A 20,959-nucleotide genomic window follows, 5' to 3' on the forward strand; every position below is an offset into this window, starting at 1 on the left:
CGGGCCCGATCCGAATACCTCAAGGAATGACCATGTCCGATCCCAAGCCCCTTCTCTTTTCCCTCTACGAACAGGCCAGCGTCGGCTGCGGCGGGGCGCCCAGCCTCTGGACCCACCCGGCCGACGAGCGCCTGCACATCAACACCCTGGACTTCTGGTCGAACCAGGCGCGCATCGCCGAGCAGGCTAACCTCGACCTGTTCTTCTTCGCCGATGTGCTGGGGCTTTACGACGTCTACGGCGGCTCCGCCGACGCTGCGCTGAAGTGGGCCGTGGAGGCCCCGGCCAACGACCCCTTGCTGCACATCCCGGCCCTGGCCGCGCAAACTCGCCACCTGGCCTTTGGCGTGACCGTTAGCACCACCTACGAACACCCCTTCAGCCATGCGCGACGCTTCAGCACCCTGGACCACCTGACCGGTGGGCGCATCGGCTGGAATATCGTCACCTCCTACCTGTCCAGCGCCGCCCACAACTTCGGCTTGGACCAGATGATCCGTCACGGCGACCGCTACGAGCGCGCCGAGGAGTTCCTCGACGTGGTCTACAAGCTCTGGGAAGGCAGTTGGGCGGACGACGCGGTGGTGGCCGACAAGTCCGGACTGCGATACGCCCGAGGCGACCGGGTCCGCCGCATCGACCACGAAGGCGCTCACTATCGCGTGGCTGGTCCCCATGTCTGCGCGCCCTCGCCGCAGCGCTCACCGGTGCTGATCCAGGCCGGCTGGTCCGAGCGTGGGCGGCAGTTCGCCGCCAAGCATGCGGAGCTGGTGTTCGTCGCCAAATCGAACCCCGAGGAAATCCGCGCGGGCCTCACCGATATCCGCAATCTGGCCGAAGCCCGTGGCCGGGCCCGCAACGACGTAAAGTCCCTGACCGTGTTGCGGATCGTCACCGCGCCCACCGCCATCGACGCGCAGCGCAAATACGATGAGCTGCAGAGCAACTACCACCTGAATGCCCAACTGGTGAGTTATGCCGGCGATACCGGCATCGACATCGATCGCTACGCCGACAACGAGCCTCTGACCACCCAGACTGAGGGCCTGACGTCTTACGTGATGCGCCCGGACGGTAGCGGCAAGCCGTTGACCGCTGGCGAGGTGCGCCAGCGCTTCGCCCGGGTAACCCGAGGCAGCGACCTGATCCTGGTAGGCACGCCGGCGCAGGTCGCCGACCGCATCGAAGAGCACGCGCGAATTTCCGGTACCGACGGCTACATGCTCAACCCGCTGGTGAGTCCCGGCACTCTGGAGGATTTTGCCGAACTGGTGGTTCCGGAGCTGATCAAGCGTGGTCTGTATCGCACCGAGGCGCCGCAAGGGTCGTTCCGTTCGCGACTGCGAGAGGACAGCTCCGACCGCCTGCCGGACAGTGCTTACGGCGCGACCTTCCGCTTTGATCGCTGAGATTGTCCGCGGGGGCGACATAGGCCAGGCGAAGCGTTTCGGTCATAGGGAAACGCGTTGTTTCACAGACATCCAGTCCAGCCATGCCCACCGCCGTTGGCGAGGGGCAGCAATCGGCAGCCACAAGCAGTCATTCGAAAGAAGCCTCGTTCAGCACCCTTTCCGCCCGGGTAGTAATGGCTTGCCAGAGGGACCAAACACGGCCTCCTCTAGCAGCGCCAAGCACAAGGCGTTCCTGGTTATGCACCCGTCAGCCTGGCCTTTGCCTCCGCGTATTCGCGTTTCAACTGCGAGACGTACTGGGCCACTCCCTGAACCTTGGTGACCGGGGCGATACCCTGGCCACAGCCCCAGATGTCCTTCCAGGCTTTCTTGGCGTCGCCGCCAAAGTTCATCTGGCTGGGATCGCTCTGCGCAAGATCGTTGGGGTCCAGGCCCGCCGCGATGATCGAAGGTTTCAGGTAGTTGCCATGCACACCAGTGAAGAGGTTGCTGTAAACGATATCGTCGGATGAGCACCCGACGATGGCTTCCTTGTAGGAATCGACGGCATTGGCTTCTTCGGTGGCAATGAAGGCCGAGCCGATGTAAGCGAAGTCGGCGCCCATGGCCTGTGCGGCAAGAACCGCACCTCCGGTGGCAATGGAGCCGGACAACGCCAGCGGGCCATCGAACCACTGGCGGATCTCCTGGATCAGCGCGAATGGGCTCTTCTCGCCTGCGTGGCCGCCTGCGCCCGCGGCGACCGCGATCAAACCATCCGCTCCTTTCTCGATGGCCTTGCGAGCAAAGGTGTTGTTGATCACGTCATGCAGCACCACACCGCCGTAGGAATGCGCGGCCGCGTAGATGTCTTCCCGGGCGCCAAGCGAGGTGATGATGATGGGCACCCGGTATTTCACGCAGAGCTCCATGTCGTGCTCCAGACGATCATTGCTCTTGTGCACTATCTGGTTGATGGCGAACGGTGCCGCAGGGCTGTCGGGATTTTCCCGGTTGTAAGCATCCAGGGTCTCGGTGATCTCGGCTAGCCAGTCATTCAGCAATGAGGCCGGACGAGCATTGAGCGCCGGCATGGAGCCGACGATTCCAGCCTTGCACTGTTCGATCAGCATCCTGGGGTTGCTGATGATGAACAGCGGGGAGCCAATCACCGGAAATGGCAAGCGATCCATCGGTGCGGGCAGTCTAGACATGATGAACTCCTGTTTTGTGCGCATGGTGACGCTTGCTCAAGCTGCGGGGCCCCACCGGGAGCCAGCCTCGCGCAAGCTACATGAATGCCGCGCGGGCCGGCCAGCCCCACGAGAGCCGGACGCAGGCCACCCCGGCACAGATCTGGTTCACCGCGGTCAATTGCTGATCGCGGCTCTGGATCGGCCAGGGTGAGCAGCTACTATCACGAGTCTTCACCAATGAAGCGCCATCACAGCGCTCGGATCAGCAGGATGCTCCGCATCCAAAGGGAGGAAAGATCGATGAAGATCGTTGTCACCAGCCTGCTCGTCGACGACCAGGACAAGGCCCTCGCCTTCTACCGGGACGTGCTCGGTTTCGAGCTGAAGCACGACATTCCCATGGGCCCACATCGGTGGCTCACCCTGACTTCGCCGGGCGATCCCAACGGCGTCGAACTGGTGCTGGAGCCCGACATCCACCCAGCCGCGAAGCCCTTCAAATCAGCGATCAAGCAGGACGGCATCCCCTACACCTTCTTCGGCGTCGACGACGTGCACGCCGAATACGCCCGGCTATCAGCCGCTGGCGTCCGCTTTACCCAACCCCCGACGGCCATGGGTTCAGTCACACTCGCGGTGTTCGACGATACGTGCGGGAATCTGATTCAGATCGTGCAGGTGCATTGAACTGCTTGCCACCGGGGCGGACCGAAGGCCCCACAAGTTCATATCAGCGTAGAAATCTAAGGGAATAGCGAATGAGTACTCGGATCGAAATGACAGAGAACCCAGGAGAAGATGAGCTCTCGGCCATCCTCCGGCCCTTGCGGGCGCATAACCGTTCCAAAGCGGGTGACCCAAAGCCAGAAACTATCGCCCTGCTGGTCCGTGATGAACACACCAACGAAATCATTGGCGGCCTTTACGGCGAGATATTTTATCGCTGGCTGTTCATCGATCTGCTCGCCATACCTGAGCAAGCGAGGGGACAAGGCACAGGCTCACGCCTGATGAACATGGCTGAAGACATTGCACGGAAAAAAGGCTGCGTCGGAATCTGGCTGAATACTTTCGACTTCCAGGCCCCCGCGTTCTACCAGAAGCACGGTTTCACCGAGTTCGGCCACCTGGATGACTTCCCCCCGGAGCACAAGCGCTTCTTCTTCCAGAAGCGCCTGGCCTGACGTGCCGAGTCAAGCCCTGACCGATAGGCCTATGACGACACAGCGCTAAGCAACAGGGAAGCAGCTCGCAGTGGCTGGGGCGGGAAGTCTGTTTTCGGCGGGAAGCGCTCGGGGCTGAGGTACTATGCTGCGCCGAAACTTCCGCCCCCTGGCTGCTTATGTCCTCCAATGCGCTGTACACCGACCTGTCCACCTACTACGACCTGATGTGCGCCGACATCGACTACCAGGCCCAGAGCAACTGCGTGCGCCGGCTTCACCAGCTGTTCGGCAATCAGGGGCGCAGGCACCTGGATCTCGCCTGTGGCACCGGACCACACGTGCGCCATTTCCTCGACTTCGGCTATCGCAGTGCCGGTCTGGACATCAATCAACCGATGCTGGATCTCGCCCAGTTGCGCTGCCCCGAGGCACAGTTCAGTCGGCAGGACATGGCGAGCTTCCGAGTGGGCGAGCCGCTGGACCTGATCACCTGTTTCCTCTACTCGATCCACTACAACGCCGGGCTCGAACAGCTGCGGGCGTGCCTGGATAGCGTGCACAGCGCGCTTGAGGATAACGGCGTGTTCTGCTTCAACACGGTGGACAAGCAGCAGATCGACAACCGCTCATTCGTGCGTCACACCGTGGAGCACGAAGGCAGTCACTTCACCTTCGGTTCCGGCTGGTATTACAGCGGTGAAGGCGAGCGACAGGCACTGCGCCTGAGCATCGAAAAGACCACGGAGGGGGTGACCCAGGCCTGGCAGGACGAACACGCCATGGTTGCCCTGAGCTTCACCGAGTTGCAGCAGCTGTTGCAGCCGCACTTCGAAGTGCACGTCTTCGAGCATGACTACGAACGGATAACTCCCTGGGGCGGTACGTCCGGGAATGCTTTGTTTGTCTGCGTAAAGCACTAGGAACCTGCTGACGATCTCTTGATCGTCGGCCACGCTGCATTGCAACGCCGGAGCAGCCGCAAGCTGGCCATTCAGGCTCTGGTGATGTTCCGGACAGAGTTATTTTCTCTGCTCTAAACGTCCAGGTTTCGCCGATTGCGGCCGTTTCCCAGAGGTAGCCATGGGTCGAAAGTGACCGGATGCGAGCAACCGTAGTTGGTCGGAAGCAGAAATACGGAATGGAATAATACATCCCTCATTAACGCAGATATTTCTGCGTCTGATTTCTGTTAGATATACCTTTTCGGTGGAGATTTGGTGTCGCTCTGACTTTTCGTTTTTATTCCGGAAATTCCTACGTTAAGCGCGGTGCTCTGAATAGTACCGATGGCGCTGATGGCACACTGATAATAGCGATAAGATATCGCATTGATTTCATGAGCAGCTAAACTTCTGATCGACAATTAAAAAGGATGAAGTCCTGTTGTTGTGAGTAAAAACAGGCGAGCAAAGCGCTTCAGGGGCTCATCAATCGTTGGGAGTCTTATTGTGAACAGCGCATCGCCCCGCCGCGCGGAACTCGTTTTTCCCTCGAATATGCTCGCCTTTCCCCTCCTCCATGGCCCACCTTTCGTTTGACCAGCAGCGCCACCTCCTGGCGGGGTCATCGCAGTCGTAACCGACCTTCCTTGACCACTGAAGCGACAAGGTCCGCTCAGGTGCGCTCAGGCGGTGGCACTCACCTGGTTAGCGTTCATACCAGCTCTCGCGAGGGGCTCGTACCAACCACGCAACAAGGAGAGCAGCCGACATGCTTACATGGGAAAGCAGAGTGCCCGCCGCGGGCGGGAAAAGGCTCATTCCAGCGAGGGGCTGGAAGCCTACACCCTCTCAAGCTTCACCCGTGGACGGAGCACGCCGCACCTTCCTCAAGTGGTCCACCAGCGCAATGGTCGCGCCGCTGTTGCTGAGTGGCCGTGACAGCTCAGCCGCAAAAGGTTCTGGCAGCGGCTCGCAAACGTCGTCCTCAGGTCCAGGTGGTCAAGACGTCGCCAGCAGTCCACCCACCAGACCGTGGCTGGAAGTACTGCCACGGAAGATTGTCCCGCTGAACAAGGTGGACGCCCTGTTTCCACTCTCCGAGCTGGAAGCCAAGGTGGACGATGGAGAAGCCGGGCGCCCGGCCCACCAGCATTTCGAGGTACTGGAGCGCCTGGGCGGAGCGGACCTCTATGAAATAAACGCCCAGGCGGTTCCCTGGCAATTTCATCCCGACTACCCCCAAGCCAGGCAGATGATCTGGACGTACCAGGGCACCAATCAGACAGCCACGCCGAAGCCGACGTTCCCTCTCACGATCATCGCGCGCTACGGCCGACCGATCATTTGCCGCTTCCACTGCCAACTGACCGAGTCCACGGACCGACTGGTTGCGCAGGGCTTCGTCCGTCCGCGGGTTGGCAGCCCGGAAATGTCCACCCACCTGCACAATCTGCACGCATCCTCCGGGTGCGACGGCTTCCCGTCCGACTTCTATAGCGCCGCAGATTTGCGGGATGCCTCGCAGATCACACCAGGGGAATTCAAGGATCACCTCTATCACAACCTCTACGCGGGGTACCTGGAAAACCTGGAAAATCCCGGCCCGTTCACCGGTTACTCCGCCAATGGCCAGCCGATCGGTGACTATCGCGAGGGACTGGGCACGCTGTGGTTCCACGACCACACCAAGGATTTCACCGCACCGAACACCTACCTGGGGCTGGCGGGCTTTTACCTGATATTCGATGAGTTCGACTCGGGCGACGAGCGCGATTCAAACCCCAATGCCCTACGTCTGCCCAGCGGCGACTATGACTATCCGTTGGCCTTTGGCGACAAGCGCTTCGACGCCAACGGCCTGCTGTTCTGGAATGAGCTCGGCCCGGAAGGCGTGCTAGGCGACAAGGTCACGGTCAACGGCAAGATCGAACCGGTGTTGCCGGTGGATGCCCGCAAGTATCGTCTGCGCCTGCTCAACACCGGGCCCAGCCGCTTCTACGAGTTCTACCTGGTAGATGCCTCTGGCAAGGAACAACGCTTCGACTACCTGTCCAGCGACGGCAACTTGCTGCCGGAGCCGTTACGCGGAGAGACCAAGGTGCGCCTCGCGGTGGCCGAGCGCGCCGACATAGTGGTGGACTTTTCCCAGTACCCGATCGGCACCGAGCTCTATCTGGTGAATCGCCTGCAGCAAGACAGTACCCGCAAGCCCAGCGCGGTACGCAGTCCCGGCACTCGGGTGCTGAAGATCATTGTCGATCGCAACCCGGCGCAACAGGACCTCAGCCAGGTACCCGACCAGCTGCGTCCGTTACGGGAGTTGCCGACCCCGGACGAGCTCGACCGGCTACGAGAACGGCGCTGGGAGTTCGATCGCCAGAACGGCATGTGGGCGATCAACGGCAAACTGTTCGACGCCGAGGACGACAATGGCAACAGGATTCCTCTAGGTGCCGCCGAAGTCTGGGAACTGTCGGGCAAGGGTGGCTGGGACCATCCCGTTCACATCCATCTGGAAGAAGGCCGCATCCTCAGCAAGAGCGTGGAGGGTGTCGAGGTGCCCGTGCCGCCTCACGAGCAAGGGCGCAAAGACGTTTTCGTGCTCACGGGAAGCATGACCATCCGTTTGCTGGTGCGCTTTCGGGACTTCACCGGCAAGTACGTGATGCACTGCCACAACGTGATCCACGAGGACCACGAGATGATGGTGCGCTTGAATGTCGTCGATGAAACGACTTGATCAGCAGCGGTGGATATCAGATGAACACACGCAGAGATTTGATGCTCGGCATGGGTACCGTCGCATTAGGGCTATACGCCTTGCACAGTGTCCTGAACCTGCGCCCCACTGAGGCCGGCACGACCGGCGAGCAACGCATTCCCAATACGCCGTTGTACACGCACGAGGGCAAAGCGGTCAGGTTCTATGACGACCTGGTGCGTGGCAAGGTCGTGGCCATCAACATGATGTATGCAAGCTGTACCGGAATCTGCCCGACCGCCACGGCGAACCTCAAACAGGTACAGAAGCTCCTGGGAGACCGTGCGGGGCGCGACGTTTTCATGTACTCGATCAGCCTGCAACCCTTGCTGGATAGCCCGCAGGTCCTCAAGGCATACGTCGAACAGCATGGCATCGGACCTGGCTGGCAGTTCCTGACAGGCCGGCCTGACGACGTCGAGCAATTGCGCTACGCCCTCGGCTTCTACGACCCCGACCCGCTGGTCGACGCCAACAAGGCCAGTCACACGGGTTTGCTGCGCATCGGAAGCGACGCGGATCATCGCTGGACCACGGCGGCCGCCCTGGCAACGCCCAAACAGATCTGGCGCACGATCAATCACGTGGATCGAACCCGTTTGCGCGCGACATAAGGCTACCGACAGAAAGGAGACAGCGATCTCTCCCTGATTTGCTCAGCTACTTCTGGCTGGCCGCCATGGGACGATCGCTGCCGGTCGCTACCGGCAGAGATTCTGCCGGTAGCGACTGTTCAAGGTTCGCTACAGTGAACAATTCACTTGCGCCAAATGCCTTGAACGTAGGACCAACCGGACGCAACAAGCCATGGTGGCCTTCCATTACCTTGTGGGTGCAACCGTACAGGCGCTTCTCCGCAGGTTCTAGCCGCCAGTGCAGCGTAGAAACCAGCCGTTGGGCACAATGCACGCTCACTACTTCCCTGCTGCTGTTACACCGGGAGCGGTGAATCCGGGAGGTGTTTTGAGCCAAGGGAAGCCCTGCACCGCCATGTCGTAACCGGTGGTGTAGAGACTGCGCATGTATTCGTTATCGAACTCTTCCTTGTGTGGAGCGTTGAAGCTCGAGGGTATGAACCCGAGGTTGAAATCCACACCATCACGCTGGGCGGTGGAATAAATCCGGTAAAGGTCGCCGATACCCTGGCTGTGGATCAACGAGGTGACCGCGCGACCGGCGATGCTCACGGTCTTGCGCTCGACGTCCGCCCAGTCCGGATCGAGTCGTGAATTGCGTATCACGTATAGCTTGCGCTCGCGGGTCACTCCAATTGCTTTTGCTTCCTCATCGACGCGAACCGACGCCGGATAAGCGAATACCTGCGCCATGATGCCGCCGTCCACGTGCATTTCCTGATACGCCTTACCATCGACTTCCACGTCGATCATCATGGGCGGAAATCCTCCTGGAATAGAGGCGGATGCAATCATGACTCTCACGAACAGATCCAATGCCGCAGGACCGCCATAGGTCGCGATTTTCCCCATGTCCCAGATTATGGGGCGTCGCGCATCGAGGTCTGCAGTGGCGACTAACAGAAAGCGGCCCTTGGCGTACTCGGCGGCGATTTCCTTGAGTATCTGTTCATTCAACGATTCGCGTGTCAGCTTCAACAGCGGTGCGTTGTCTGACATTGCATCACCCAAAACGCCCTCGAGAAAACTGCGCGGCTCGAGGACGTCTTTCGGTGACAGCGTGGTATAGAACTTTTTCAGCGTTGCGTCGTACTTCGGCCCCAGAAATGCGAAAGGCGCGATCAGTGCGCCCGTGCTGATGCCGGTAACGAGTTTGAATTCCGGGCGCGTACCTGTAGCCGTCCAGCCATTTAACACGCCAACGGCGAACGCCCCATTGTCACCGCCGCCCGAAATGGCCAGATATACCGCTGGCGGCAGGGGGCCTTTGTGCCCTTGCTTTGCAAGGTAAGCCTGCTCCCGCTGCAGCGCTTGAATGCCGATTCGTGTGAACTCTGTCATATCACCACCCCCGACATAACGCACCCCAGGCATGCCGGGAATTTCCGCTCTCGCCGTCAGGTCGTTCGGTACCGCCGGCAGGCGTGTCGGCGTCATGGTGCAGCCCTGTAACAGTATCAACAGGGCCACGATCAGGTTGGTGGCTTTCATGGTCGACTCTCTCGCTGTGCCTGTATCGTATGAGACGCGTTGTTTGAACATCCCGCCGCACAAGGTCTCGTCGTAGGCAGACCCGTTTCAATCCCTCCGGTCCTTCGCCCCAACCGGGTGTAACGGTAGCGACCTCCGGTCAGGGCGGGATTTCCCTGTCCAGTTCGTCGATGGTTGTCATGCCGCGCAGGACTTTCTTGAGTCCGTCGTAGCGCAGCGGGCGCAGCCCCAATCGCGAAGCCGCTGCGAAAATCTCCGAGGGTTTTGCCCCGGAAATCACAAGATCCTGTACCTCGGGCAGGAGTTCCGCCACTTCATGAATCGCAATCCGACCTCTGTACCCGGTATGCCGACATTTCTCGCATCCGACACCACGGTAGAAGCTGACAGACGGGTTTCCCTCGAAGTCGAAATACCGGGCGAGCTCTTCATACGAAGGGGTATAGGGGGTTCGGCACGCGCGACAGATGCGGCGGACAATCCGTTGCGCGACGACGCCCAATAGCGCACTGGCCAGCCACTCGTCCTGCGCGCCGAGCTGGCGCAGTCGGATCAGCGACTGCACCGCGTTGTTTCCGTGAATCGATGCCAGCACCAAGTGCCCGGTCAGCGCCGCTTCGAAACCAATCGTCAGCGTCTCGCGATCACGTATTTCCCCGATCATGATGATGTCCGGGTCCTGCCGCACGAAGGCACGCAGGACCTCGACGAAACCGAGGCCGACGCCCCGATTGACCGCAACCTGGGTCGCGCCAGGCAAGACGTACTCGACTGGCTCCTCGACGGTGAGGATGTTCTGCTGAGTGGCATCCAGGCTGTTGAGGGCCGAGAACAGTGTTGTGGTCTTGCCAGCGCCGGTAGGTCCCACTACCAGGATCAGTCCGGCGCGCCGAGTCAGCATGGTCTCCAGGGCACGCAGGTTGTCCGCGCTGAGATCGAGGTCTCTCAACTTCGGGATATCGCGCCCGGCCGAGGTCGCGATGATGCGAAGCACCAGGTTCTCACCGAACAGACTGGGAACGGATGACACCCGGAATTCCACCCGCCGTGTCGGCAGGTCGATGGCGAGGCGTCCATCCTGTGGCAACCGCCGCTCGGCGATGTTCATCTTGGCCAGCACCTTGATGCGCGCCGCAACGCGCTGCTGAACCACGTGTGCCAGCACGAAACGCGTCGCCAAGACGCCGTCGACGCGAAAGCGGACGGCTGCATCGGTCTCGCGCGGCGTAATGTGGATGTCGCTTGCTCGCTCCTTGATCGCCAGGGTTATGAGTGCATCGGTGAGGCGGATGATTTCTTCCGACTTGGCGGCGGCATTGATGTCCTCCTCGGTCTTGCCCACCGTGTCCGTCTGCAGTGCCGACGACTCGAGATTAGAAATATCTGCTTCGGTGGGATAGTTGAGTTGCACCGCTTCGGCAATTGCTTCCGGCAGTGCCACGACGAGGCTGAGCGGTGTCTTGATGATCGCAGCAACCTTCGCCACAAGAGCTCTGTCGTCTGGATTGGCGATGACGGCGGTCACCTTTCCTCCGAGCTGGTAAATCGGCATGACGCACTGGCTTTCCGCGAGCTCGCGCGGCAAGAGCGACATCACGGCGTGGTCCACCAGCGTCGCGCCCAGGTCGATCCAGGTGTGTCCGAACCCTTCGGCCCAGGCCATCATGCATTCCTGTGACGGCAGCCGATTGACGGCGAGCAGATGCCGAACCAGCGGCAGAGCATCTTCTTCGCCGCCCATGAGGCGCCGCATCTCGTCCCGGTCGACCAGACCACGCTCCAGCATCTGCAGGACAAAGCCGGGGTTAGGAATCGCGCTCATTTTTTTCCTGCTCCGGCGCAGCCTCGAGCGTGGCCGCGGCTGCTCGCCCTCGGCGCCTGCGCGACGCAGCCAGTTTGCGGATCTCGTCCTGGCTCAGAATGTTCCGGTCGGGCGACGACGGCTCCGGGGGCTCGTCCCGACGAATGTCTTCGAGCATCTGGTTGAGGTCGTATTTCACCGCGCTAGCCCTCTTCTCGGGACTGCCAGATCTGCGCGATTTCGCGACGCAGGTCCTCCAGCGGCAAGTCCTTGCGCAGCAGATAATCCGCCCCGGCATCGAGGCAGTCTTCGACGACATCGGCGCCGGCCAGGGAGGAAAGCATGATGATGGTCACATCATCAGACTGCGCACGCAGGGCGCGCAGGGCCGCGCGACCGTCGAGGATCGGCATGTTGATGTCGAGCAGAACGAGGTCGGGATGGTGCTGCTCGAACAGCGCAATGGCCTCCTGCCCGTTACGCGCTTCGGCGACGACGTCACACCCCATGCCCATGAGCAGGGTCTTCACGAACAGGCGAATATGATCCTCGTCGTCAGCGATCAGTGTCTTGACGTTCTTCATTTCGCATCAGGTCTCCTCGGCAGTCGTTAGGGAGCGCGGCAGCAATACAACGAACCGCGCGCCCCCGCTCGGGGCCTTTTCAACGTCGATACGCCCGCCATGGGCCTCGACGATGTTCTTGACGATGGAAAGGCCCAGTCCGGTGCTCTTTTCCCCGGCGGTCGGCTTGGCGCTCAGCTTCTGGAAGCTCTTGAACAGCAGTTCGCGATCGACTTCGCCGATCCCGGGCCCCTCATCCTCGACCGAAAATTCCACCCCATCGCTGTTGTCCGCGGCACGCACGGTGACGACCGAGCCCAGTGGGGAGAACTTGATGGCGTTGCTGGCGAGGTTGTCGATTACCTGTCCGAAGCGGCGTTTATCCAGTGGCGTCGCCGCCATGTCGCCGGTGATAAGGTCGATACGGATCTGCTTGCGGGAGGCCTGGAGCGTCAGGTGCTCAAGGCGTTCGCGAATAAGCGCAGGAAGATCGACAGGCGATAGCGACAACTCGATACGCCCGGCTTCGATATGGGAGACATCCAGCAGGTCGTTAACGAGGTTTAGCAGCTCGTCGCTGGTGCGGTGGATGACGTTGACGAACTGGAGCCTCTGCTCCTCCGGCAAATCCATTTCCAGCATCAGCTGGCTTAGCCCGCGCAAGGAGCTGAGGGGATTGCGCAGATCATGTGCGGCAATACCCAGGTAGCGATTCTTCTCTGCGTTGGCGCGCTCCAACTGCGCATTGACGGCCTTCAGGCGTCGTCCGGAGGCAGCGCGACGCATCTGCCCGGCAAAGAGGGAATACAGCGCGATGCCGATGGGAATACCCATGAAGCCGACGAGCAAGCCAATGACGAAATAGGCGCGGTCGATTTCGTCCTTTTCGTGAAGACTGCTGAAAACCCCGAGCTGGTAGCCCTTGTTGCCAAGGCTCGCCAGGCTCAGCAGGATCGGCTTTCCGTTGAGAGCCCAGTGCAGGTCATGCAAGCGGCCTTCATAGGGGGCCAGATCGATGGCCTTGAGCTGGTCCTGCCGGTAGTACGTTTTCAGTCGCTCATCATCGGGGCGCCTGGGGGACAGAGGCCCGACATGGTTGAGCAACAAACCGGGATCTCCTGAAGCCACGATCATGCCGTAGCTGTCGATGATGATGAACTCGTAGCCCTTGCGCGACAGATGCTCGACGAATCGCTCCACGGGCAGCCGGGCCACGACGGCACCGGTTGCCTCGCTTTGGGACTCGCCGATCCGCGAGCTGAAATTCAGGCCAAGCTCTCGGGAGGTGCGCCCGACGACGAACATCGAGCCTTCCTCGTTCTTCATCGCCTCCTGGAATGAGGGGCGATCAGCGAAGTTCAGCCCCAGCACGGTGTCCGGTTTATTGGCGTCGCTGCTGGCGATGATGGTTCCGAAGCGATCCTCGACGAAGATCAGGTCGTAGCGTAAGTCGCCAACGATTTCCTGCAGCCTCGCACTGGTCGACTGAACCTGCGCGTCATCCTTGAGCTGCGCAATGCGCTGCGCTACTGCGAGGTCGGCAAAGCTTCGGCCAAATGCACTGTATTTTTCAGAAAGGGCGAGCACGTCGGCACGCACGGTGAGCAACGCCGTAATCTTGCTCAGCTCGAGGAAATTCTGGTTGGCGATGCGCACTGCAGAGTCGCGGTATAGCGCCGTATCAGTGGCAAGCTCCGCGACTTCATCTTCGAGCTGACGTCGGCCATGCAACCAGGCGACCATAGCCACGACGAGTAACCACAGCAGCACAGACAGAACCACAGTACCGCGCAGGCGAGCCAGACCCCGCATAAGCCGCGCATCGCTGGAAAATTCGTCATTGTCGAGAGTTTTCTGGAGCATCCGGAAAGGTCCGTCGAGTCTAGGATTCCGTGTGTCGAACTTCTGCACTTGCCCGGCTCCGAGCGGAAGCCCTCGCCAAACGTCTGCCCACTGCCGGGGGGAAGAAGCATTGAAGTCAGGAACCGGCAAATTCACGGGGCGAGTATTTCTGGAGGAGGCCCTTCATCAATCTAGTCGGCTTTGCACGAAATGCCGGCCCGACCACCAGACCATTTCGGCGAGCGATTTCGGCCGGTTCGACATTCGAGCTAACGTCGAGCTTTTCCAGTGGGTGCGCCTTGTAGGTGCTGACGGTCTTGAAACTGATCCGCAGCTCTTCAGCGATGCGCAGATTGGTCTTCCCTTCGGCGATCAACTGCAGCACGGCCGACTCGCGCGCCAGTGTCAGCACCGTGGGTACGTCAGCAGCCTTCCACACCTCCTGGTGCCCCATCTCCTCCAACAGGTCGCGCAGCGCGCCACGTACTATCGGCGTGGCGTCGGCGATGAACACCGTAGCCGTAGTTTCCTTTCCGGCTCGTCCGTCAGGTGCTCAAAGCATAGGCAATCACCTCACCCTGCAACGTGCTCCCTCGTTTGAAGGCGTCCCCCTGCAAAAAACTGACCCAGATCAATGGCACACAAGATCCTGCACCGGAGGCCGGGATCCTGACATGAACTGCGAAAACCCTGTCACCAAATGAATGGTCGCCTCCCCCCTCTCCATCCCTAGATTTCTCCTCGCGGCCTGAGCTGAGGGCCCCGCTCCCCAGCAGCTCGCCCGGCCGAACAAACTTCGCCAGAGGAGAACAACAAGATGCGCGTAGAACAACTGACTTGCAGTATCGGGGCCGAGCTGATCGGCGTGAACCTCGCGGATGCGGCTTACGATGACGGCCTCTTCGCCGAAATCCGCCAACTCCTGCTCCAGCACAAGGTGCTGTTCCTGCGCGACCAGGACATCAGCCGTGCCGAGCATGTGGCTTTTGCCCGCCGCTTCGGCGAGCTGGAAGACCACCCGGTGGCCGGCAGCGACCCCGAGCATCCGGGCCTGGTGCGCATCTACAAGGAACCGGGCCAGCCCAACGACCGCTACGAGAATGCCTGGCACACCGACGCCACCTGGCGCGACTCCCCTCCCATGGGTTGCGTGCTGCGCTGCGTGGAAGGGCCGTCGGTAGGCGGTGACACCCTGTGGGCGAACATGGCGTTGGCCTACAAGAAGCTGCCGGAAGACGTGAAGCAGCGCATCGAGGGCCTGCGCGCCCGCCACAGCATCGAAGCGAGCTTCGGCGCGGCCATGCCTATCGAGAAGCGCCTGGCGATCAAGGCCATGTACCCGGACCCCGAGCACCCAGTGGTGCGCACCCACCCGGAAACCGGCGAAAAGATCCTCTTCGTCAATGCGTTCACTACCCACTTCACCAACTTCCACACGCCCGAGCGCGTGCGCTACGGCCAGGACTACAGCATGGGCGGCAGCGACCTGATGCGCTACCTGGTCAGCCAGGCCTACATCCCGGAATACCAGGTCCGCTGGCGCTGGAAGAAGAACAGCATGGCCATCTGGGACAACCGCTCTACCCAGCACTACGCCGCGATGGATTACCCGCCCTGCGTCCGCAAGATGGAACGCGCCGGAATCATCGGCGACAAGCCCTTCTGATCATCGAACCGCACAACAACCACTAGATCGCCGATCCCAGGAGTAAGTCATGAACTTCATCGATGGTTCCCTGTTTGTCGAAAACATGGAAAAGCTGGTCATCACCGCCGCCCCCTATGGCCCGGAGTGGATGCCGTCCGACTTCCCGGAAGACATCCCGGTCAGCATGGACGCGCAGATCCAGAAAGCCGTGGACTGCTACAACGCCGGCGCCACCGTGCTGCACGTCCACGTGCGTGAAGAAGACGGCAAGGGCTCCAAGCGCCTGTCCAAATTCAACGAACTGCTGGCAGGTATCCGTGAAGCCTGCCCGGGGATCATCCTCCAGGTCGGCGGTTCGATTTCCTTTGCACCCGAGAACGACGGCGACGTTGCCAAGTGGCTGTCCGACGACACCCGCCACATGCTGGCCGAGCTGACCCCGACCCCGGATCAGGTGACCATCGCGATCAACACCAACCAGATGAACGTCTGCGAGCAGATGACCGCCGCCGACATTCGCGGCACCTCGCTGGAAGACCCGGTGATGCTCAAGGCCTACCAGGAAATGACCATCCCGGCCGGTCCTGCCTGGGTCGAGGAACACATTCGCCGCCTTTCCGCCAACGGCATCCAGACTCACTTCCAGCTGGCCAATATCACCCAACTCAATACCGTCGAGCGCATGATGCGCCGCGGCGCGTGCAATGTGCCGCTGATCCTCACCTGGGTCGCTATCGGCGGCGGCTTCGACTCGCCGAATCCGTACGACCTGGCCAACTTCGTGCGCGCCTGCCCGGACGGTTCGGTGCTGACGCTGGAAACCAGCATGCGCAATGTGCTGCCGCTGAACATGATGGCCATCGCTCTCGGCCTCCACGTACGCTGCGGCATCGAGGACAACATCTGGAACCAGCGCCAGACCGCCAAGATGACGACCGTCGAGCAGATCGAGCAGCTGGTGCGCATCTCCCGCGAGTTCGGCCGTGAAGTGGCCAACGGCGAGGAAGCCCGCAAGATCTACAAGATCGGGACCTTCTACAAGGACGCCGACGAGACCCTGGCCAGGAACGGCTTCGCGCCCAACCGCAAGCCGGGTCAGGTCGGCTTCACGCAGCACACCTGATGCTCCGGTCGGTCAGCAATGCAACTGACCGACCATTACTCGACGCACGCTGCCGATCACGGCAGCGTGCATTTGGGCTCGGTGGTGAACGTGCGGGATACGTCCACGGCGCCCAGGTGTTCCAGGGTGCGGCGACCGATCAGCACCGGGTAGAGCATCTTGCCGCGGTTCTTCAGGGAGAATTCTTCGTTGTAGACGCGATCGCCGATGCACATCTGCAGCTTCACCACCGGACGGTGCTCGGCGCCGCCCGCGCCGCGAACCTTGACGTTCCGTTCCACCGGGCGTTCGAAGGGAATGTTCACCATTTTGCCGGTTTCGCTGTCCTTCACTTCGACGTTGAAGCGAACCCACTTCTTGCCGTCCTTCTCGAAGCGTTCCAGGTCCTTGGCGTCCATGGAGGACGTCAGCGCGCCGGTGTCCAGCTTGATCTTCACCGAGACTTTTTCGGGAAGCAGCAGACCCTCTTCCACCCAGCCGAACACCTTCGCCGGACTCTGGGTGGCGGAGAACGCGGCGGGGATCATCATCAAGCTCGCGAGCAGTGCGAGCAGACGTACTTTGTGGCGGGCCATGAATGGCTCCTTCGCTGGGTAAGGCCCCCACTCTGCTCCCGGCGTCGTCAAGGTTGTGTGAAGACATGACCGCCTCCCAAGGGCAGTCCCACAACCGTTCTTGCGATTGAAATCGCCTCCACAAGCGTCGAGAACGTTGCGCGCTTCAGTGCAGTCACGGCTGGGGCCGCCTCCCGATTGACATAGGGCACGCCCCCGCCGGCTGTCTATCCTCATGCTTGTGCCCGCCCATCTTCTTGACCCCGCCTGACCGCTTTGGAGCCCCGATGAAAAACACCCAGTCCGATCTCCCTCCGCAAGCCACCCTCGCCACAACGCGGCAATCGGGTTGGCGGCGCTGGCTGCCCGGACTGAAGCTGTTGCAGGAATACCAGCCGGCCTGGCTGCCCAGGGACCTGGTCGCGGGCCTGGTCCTGACTACCATGCTGGTGCCGGTGGGTATCGCCTACGCCGAGGCTTCGGGCGTGCCGGGCATCTATGGCCTGTACGCCACCATCGTGCCGTTGCTGGCCTACGCCCTCTTCGGCCCCAGCCGCATCCTCGTGCTCGGCCCGGATTCGGCGCTGGCCGCCATCATCCTTGCCGTGGTGATGCAGCTGTCGGGAGGCGACCCGATGCGCGCCATCGCCCTGGCCAGCGCCATGGCCCTGGTTTCCGGGCTGGTCTGCATCGCCGCCGGCCTGTTGCGCCTGGGCTTCATCACCGAGTTGCTGTCCAAGCCGATCCGCTATGGCTACATGAATGGCATCGCGTTCACCGTCCTGATCAGCCAGACGCCCAAGCTGTTCGGCGTTTCCGTCGACAGCGCGGGGCCACTTCGCGATATCTGGGAACTGGGCCAGGCGTTGCTAGCCAACCAGGCCAACTGGGCGTCCTTTGCCGTGGGCGCCGGCACGCTGGTGGTGATCCTGCTGCTGAAACGCTTCGAGCGGGTGCCGGGCATCCTCATTGCGGTGATCGGCGCGACCCTGGTGGTGGGCGGCCTGGATCTCTCCGCCACCCACGGCGTCAAGGTGCTGGGCGCGATGCCGCAGGGACTTCCGGGTTTCGCCGTGCCCTGGCTGCATCCGGGTGACCTGGTCACCGTCCTGGTCGGCGGAATCGCCGTGGCGCTCGTTTCCTTCGCCGATACCAGCGTGCTGTCCCGCACCTATGCGGCCAAAACCCGCACGGCGGTGGACCGGAACCAGGAAATGGTCGGCCTCGGCGCCGCCAACCTGGCCACCGGGCTCTTCCAGGGGTTCCCCATCAGCAGCAGCTCGTCGCGCACTCCGGTGGCCGAAGCGGCCGGGTCGAAGACCCAACTCACCGGCGTGTTCGGCGCGCTGGGGGTTTCCCTGTTGCTGCTGCTCGCCCCTGACCTGCTCCAGCACCTGCCCAACAGCGCATTGGCCGCCGTGGTGATCGCCGCCGCCATCGGCCTGTTCGAGTTCAAGGATCTCAAGCGCATCTACCGCATCCAGCAATGGGAGTTCTGGCTGTCGATGACCTGCTTCGTCGGTGTGGCGGTGCTGGGCGCCGTCCCGGGGATTGGCCTGGCCGTGGTCGTGGCGGTGATCGAATTCCTCTGGGATGGCTGGCGTCCTCACTACGCGGTGCTGGGCCGGGTCGACGGCATTCGCGGCTATCACGACATCAGTCGCTATCCCCACGCCCGCGTGGTTCCCGGCCTGGTGTTGTTCCGCTGGGATGCCCCGCTGTTCTTCGCCAACGCCGAGCTGTTCCAGAACTGCGTGCTGGGCGCCGTGGCCCAGGCGCCGGGCAAGGTGAACCGCATAGTGATCGCCGCGGAGCCGGTCACCAGCGTGGACGTGACCTCGGCGGACATGCTCGTGGAACTGGAACAGAGCCTGCGAAGCGCCGGCGTGGAACTGCGCTTCGCCGAGATGAAAGACCCGGTGAAGGACAAGCTCGGGTACCTGGAGGTGCTTGCCCGTATCGGCGCTGGCGACGAGATCTTCCAGCCAACCGTCGGGGCGGCGGTAGATGCCTATCTGGAAGAGCATGGGGTGGACTGGACGCCTTGAGCGACTGGGGCAACTGCGTTGCCCTTGGCGAATGAATTCGCCCCTACAGGAAGCGCGGAGCCTTGGCCCTGCGCTCTTGTGGGGGCGATTTCAATCGCTGAGCAGGCCGAAGGGCTGCCCCTACAGCGTCACTCCTCCAGTTTCAACAGCGGCTGGCTCTTGTTCACCGTGTAGGTCGCCAGTTCGGAAGCGGTGACGCTGCCAACGTTCTTCGCCACATGGGGCGTGCCTGCGGGGATGAACAGGGAGTCACCCGCCTTGAGCACGATCGGCGCGCGGCCTTCCAGCTGGTATTCGAAAGTGCCGGACAGCACATGGGCGACTTCCGCGCCCGGATGGGAGTGCCTGGGGGACGCCACACCCGGATCGATATCCACACGCGCCTGGATGGCTTCGTAACCGGGCACCTCCAGGTCGTGGCGCGCCAGGTCAGTACGGTGAATTCCGTTCTGCCAGCTCACCTTGCCGGCCCCGGATTGCGGCTGGGTCTCCCCGGCCTGCACGAGACCCGCGAAAGCAAGCAGGGCAGCAGCGGTGGTGATGAAAACTGAATGCGACATGGACGGGGCCTCTCGTTAGAGCAGTGATGGAGGCTTCACCCTATCCCCGGCATCTGCCGGCGTTGTGTCGGAATCCGTGGGTTTTGCAAGCTCGCATGTCAGAGCGCGAGACCGACACACGAACTTACAAGGAAGGCCCGCTGGAGGACTCCAGAGGGCCCGATGCACCCGGATCAGCGAGACAGTGAACCGGCGCCCTTGCGCTGCTGCTTCACCTCGTACATCTCGTGGTCCGCCAGCTTGATGGCTTCTTCCGCGTCCACGGTTCCCGGCAGCACCGCCACCACGCCGACGCTGGCGCCACGGTAGTGGATGCTCCCGCTTCCCTCACCCAGGTCGTACTGCCCTTCCGTGGCCTTCGTCAGCCGTGCCTGCAACAGGTCGACGGCATTGCGCATGTCGGCCGAAGGGTCCAGCTGCCCGATTGCCGAGCCAAGCGCGACCACGATGAACTCATCCCCACCGGAACGCCCGAGCACGTCGCTGGTACGCAGGCTGTCCTTCAACTGAGCGGAAACACCCTTGAGGAACTCGTCGCCAGCCTGATGGCCGTAGGTGTCATTGATGAGCTTGAAGCCATCCAGGTCGATCACGCCGACCAGGACGTACTTCTGCTCGCGCTTGGCCAGCGCGAGCAGGCGCGGCAGTTCGCTCAGGATGGCGCGTCGGTTGGACAGTCCGGTCAGGGCATCGGTCAATGCCAGCTTGGCCAATTCGGTGTTCGCCTCCTGCAAGCGATCCACCAGCATCTCCCGTTCGAGCAGATAGCCCACCAGTCCGGAAAGCAGCCGCATGATGGGCTCGACCTCCGGGGAGCGGGCGACCTGGGCGGAGCTTGCGGCACAGACGGTGCCCAGCACGCGGCCATCGTGGGCTTTGATCGGGGCACTCACATAGGTCTTGATGCCGAGCGCCCTGGCGGCGTCCGAGTCGCCCCAGCATTCGGCAACGTCGTCCGAGTACAGGCGGTTCTCGTCGAGGGCACGCTTGCACAGCGTATCGGCCCAGGGCACCACCAGCCCCTCGGGAATCTCCATCTCACCGACGTTGCGCGCGTACTCGACACGCTGTACGCCTTGCTCGGTGTCGATGGTGGTCAGGTAGGTCGACTCCATGCCGGTCACCCTGCCAAGCAGAGTCAGCAGCGGCCGCGTGAGCTGCTCTACGGTCTGGGCCTTGGGAACGGTCTCGGAAAGGAAGGAAAGTATCTGATCCATGCAGAGGCTTCGGTAACCGGCT

At 61.8% G+C, this 20,959-nt stretch carries 19 protein-coding genes; 9 read left to right on the plus strand and 10 right to left on the minus strand.

What is annotated here, in order from left to right; translation table 11 throughout:
* Window positions 1–32 precede the first annotated feature (32 nt).
* Window positions 33–1,409 carry an LLM class flavin-dependent oxidoreductase gene (locus E8F06_RS23735; RefSeq protein ID WP_280371649.1) on the plus strand — a complete coding sequence of 459 codons (1,377 nt, stop codon included), beginning with the start codon at window positions 33–35 and terminating at the stop codon, window positions 1,407–1,409.
* Window positions 1,410–1,648: 239 nt separating this feature from the next.
* On the opposite strand, the gene E8F06_RS23740 is transcribed toward E8F06_RS23735, so the two are convergent.
* Window positions 1,649–2,605: a nitronate monooxygenase family protein gene (locus E8F06_RS23740; protein WP_280371651.1), complete on the minus strand. Its 957-nt coding sequence runs from the start codon at window positions 2,603–2,605 to the stop codon at window positions 1,649–1,651.
* Window positions 2,606–2,887: 282 nt separating this feature from the next.
* Between E8F06_RS23740 and E8F06_RS23745 the strand changes: the two genes are divergently transcribed.
* From E8F06_RS23745 to E8F06_RS23765, 5 genes are all read left to right on the plus strand, one after another.
* Window positions 2,888–3,274: a VOC family protein gene (locus tag E8F06_RS23745; RefSeq protein ID WP_280371653.1), complete on the plus strand. Its 387-nt coding sequence runs from the start codon at window positions 2,888–2,890 to the stop codon at window positions 3,272–3,274.
* A 71-nt stretch (window positions 3,275–3,345) separates the two neighbouring features.
* The gene (locus E8F06_RS23750; RefSeq protein WP_280371655.1) at window positions 3,346–3,771 is read left to right on the plus strand and encodes a GNAT family N-acetyltransferase; all 426 of its coding nucleotides are present in this window, start codon (window positions 3,346–3,348) and stop codon (window positions 3,769–3,771) included.
* Between the two features lie 158 nt (window positions 3,772–3,929).
* The gene (locus E8F06_RS23755; protein ID WP_280371657.1) at window positions 3,930–4,673 is read left to right on the plus strand and encodes a class I SAM-dependent methyltransferase; all 744 of its coding nucleotides are present in this window, start codon (window positions 3,930–3,932) and stop codon (window positions 4,671–4,673) included.
* 883 nt (window positions 4,674–5,556) lie between these two features.
* Window positions 5,557–7,434: a multicopper oxidase domain-containing protein gene (locus tag E8F06_RS23760; protein WP_280371658.1), complete on the plus strand. Its 1,878-nt coding sequence runs from the start codon at window positions 5,557–5,559 to the stop codon at window positions 7,432–7,434.
* Between the two features lie 20 nt (window positions 7,435–7,454).
* On the plus strand, window positions 7,455–8,069 hold the full coding sequence (locus tag E8F06_RS23765) for an SCO family protein (protein WP_280371660.1): 615 nt from the start codon (window positions 7,455–7,457) through the stop codon (window positions 8,067–8,069).
* Between the two features lie 300 nt (window positions 8,070–8,369).
* Here the strand turns inward: E8F06_RS23765 and E8F06_RS23770 are convergent, their stop codons facing one another.
* From E8F06_RS23770 to E8F06_RS23795, 6 genes are all read right to left on the minus strand, one after another.
* Complete coding sequence (locus E8F06_RS23770; RefSeq protein ID WP_280371662.1) at window positions 8,370–9,581, minus strand: patatin-like phospholipase family protein; 1,212 nt, start codon at window positions 9,579–9,581, stop codon at window positions 8,370–8,372.
* A 139-nt stretch (window positions 9,582–9,720) separates the two neighbouring features.
* Window positions 9,721–11,403 carry a GspE/PulE family protein gene (locus tag E8F06_RS23775; RefSeq protein ID WP_280371664.1) on the minus strand — a complete coding sequence of 561 codons (1,683 nt, stop codon included), beginning with the start codon at window positions 11,401–11,403 and terminating at the stop codon, window positions 9,721–9,723.
* Window positions 11,387–11,581 carry a hypothetical protein gene (locus E8F06_RS23780; protein WP_280371666.1) on the minus strand — a complete coding sequence of 65 codons (195 nt, stop codon included), beginning with the start codon at window positions 11,579–11,581 and terminating at the stop codon, window positions 11,387–11,389. The genes E8F06_RS23775 and E8F06_RS23780 overlap by 17 nt, the downstream gene beginning before the upstream one ends.
* 4 nt (window positions 11,582–11,585) lie before the next feature.
* Complete coding sequence (locus tag E8F06_RS23785) at window positions 11,586–11,966, minus strand: response regulator transcription factor (RefSeq protein WP_077524628.1); 381 nt, start codon at window positions 11,964–11,966, stop codon at window positions 11,586–11,588.
* Between the two features lie 6 nt (window positions 11,967–11,972).
* Window positions 11,973–13,808 carry a sensor histidine kinase gene (locus E8F06_RS23790; RefSeq protein WP_280371669.1) on the minus strand — a complete coding sequence of 612 codons (1,836 nt, stop codon included), beginning with the start codon at window positions 13,806–13,808 and terminating at the stop codon, window positions 11,973–11,975.
* 115 nt (window positions 13,809–13,923) lie between these two features.
* The gene (locus E8F06_RS23795) at window positions 13,924–14,301 is read right to left on the minus strand and encodes a LuxR C-terminal-related transcriptional regulator (RefSeq protein WP_280371671.1); all 378 of its coding nucleotides are present in this window, start codon (window positions 14,299–14,301) and stop codon (window positions 13,924–13,926) included.
* A gap of 303 nt (window positions 14,302–14,604) precedes the next feature.
* Between E8F06_RS23795 and E8F06_RS23800 the strand changes: the two genes are divergently transcribed.
* Both E8F06_RS23800 and E8F06_RS23805 read left to right on the plus strand, forming a co-directional pair.
* Window positions 14,605–15,453: a TauD/TfdA family dioxygenase gene (locus E8F06_RS23800; protein ID WP_280371673.1), complete on the plus strand. Its 849-nt coding sequence runs from the start codon at window positions 14,605–14,607 to the stop codon at window positions 15,451–15,453.
* A gap of 49 nt (window positions 15,454–15,502) precedes the next feature.
* The gene (locus tag E8F06_RS23805) at window positions 15,503–16,558 is read left to right on the plus strand and encodes a 3-keto-5-aminohexanoate cleavage protein (RefSeq protein WP_280371675.1); all 1,056 of its coding nucleotides are present in this window, start codon (window positions 15,503–15,505) and stop codon (window positions 16,556–16,558) included.
* 56 nt (window positions 16,559–16,614) lie between these two features.
* Here the strand turns inward: E8F06_RS23805 and E8F06_RS23810 are convergent, their stop codons facing one another.
* Entirely contained in the window at window positions 16,615–17,088 is a 474-nt protein-coding gene (locus tag E8F06_RS23810; protein ID WP_280371886.1) for an ATP-dependent zinc protease, read from the minus strand.
* A 311-nt stretch (window positions 17,089–17,399) separates the two neighbouring features.
* Here E8F06_RS23810 and sulP point away from each other — a divergent pair, with 311 nt between their 5' ends.
* Window positions 17,400–19,160: a sulfate permease gene (gene sulP, locus E8F06_RS23815; protein ID WP_280371677.1), complete on the plus strand. Its 1,761-nt coding sequence runs from the start codon at window positions 17,400–17,402 to the stop codon at window positions 19,158–19,160.
* Window positions 19,161–19,288: 128 nt separating this feature from the next.
* Here the strand turns inward: sulP and E8F06_RS23820 are convergent, their stop codons facing one another.
* Together E8F06_RS23820 and E8F06_RS23825 are read right to left on the minus strand one after the other, a co-directional pair.
* Window positions 19,289–19,720, minus strand: a complete 432-nt coding sequence (locus E8F06_RS23820; protein WP_280371679.1) for a cupin domain-containing protein — start codon at window positions 19,718–19,720, stop codon at window positions 19,289–19,291.
* A gap of 173 nt (window positions 19,721–19,893) precedes the next feature.
* Window positions 19,894–20,937, minus strand: coding sequence for a sensor domain-containing diguanylate cyclase (locus E8F06_RS23825; protein WP_280371680.1), 1,044 nt, complete (start codon window positions 20,935–20,937; stop codon window positions 19,894–19,896).
* Between the last annotated feature and the right edge of the window lie 22 nt (window positions 20,938–20,959).

Origin of the sequence: Pseudomonas sp. BN411 (assembly GCF_029871235.1) — a bacterium.
Taxonomy (GTDB): Bacteria; Pseudomonadota; Gammaproteobacteria; order Pseudomonadales; family Pseudomonadaceae; genus Metapseudomonas.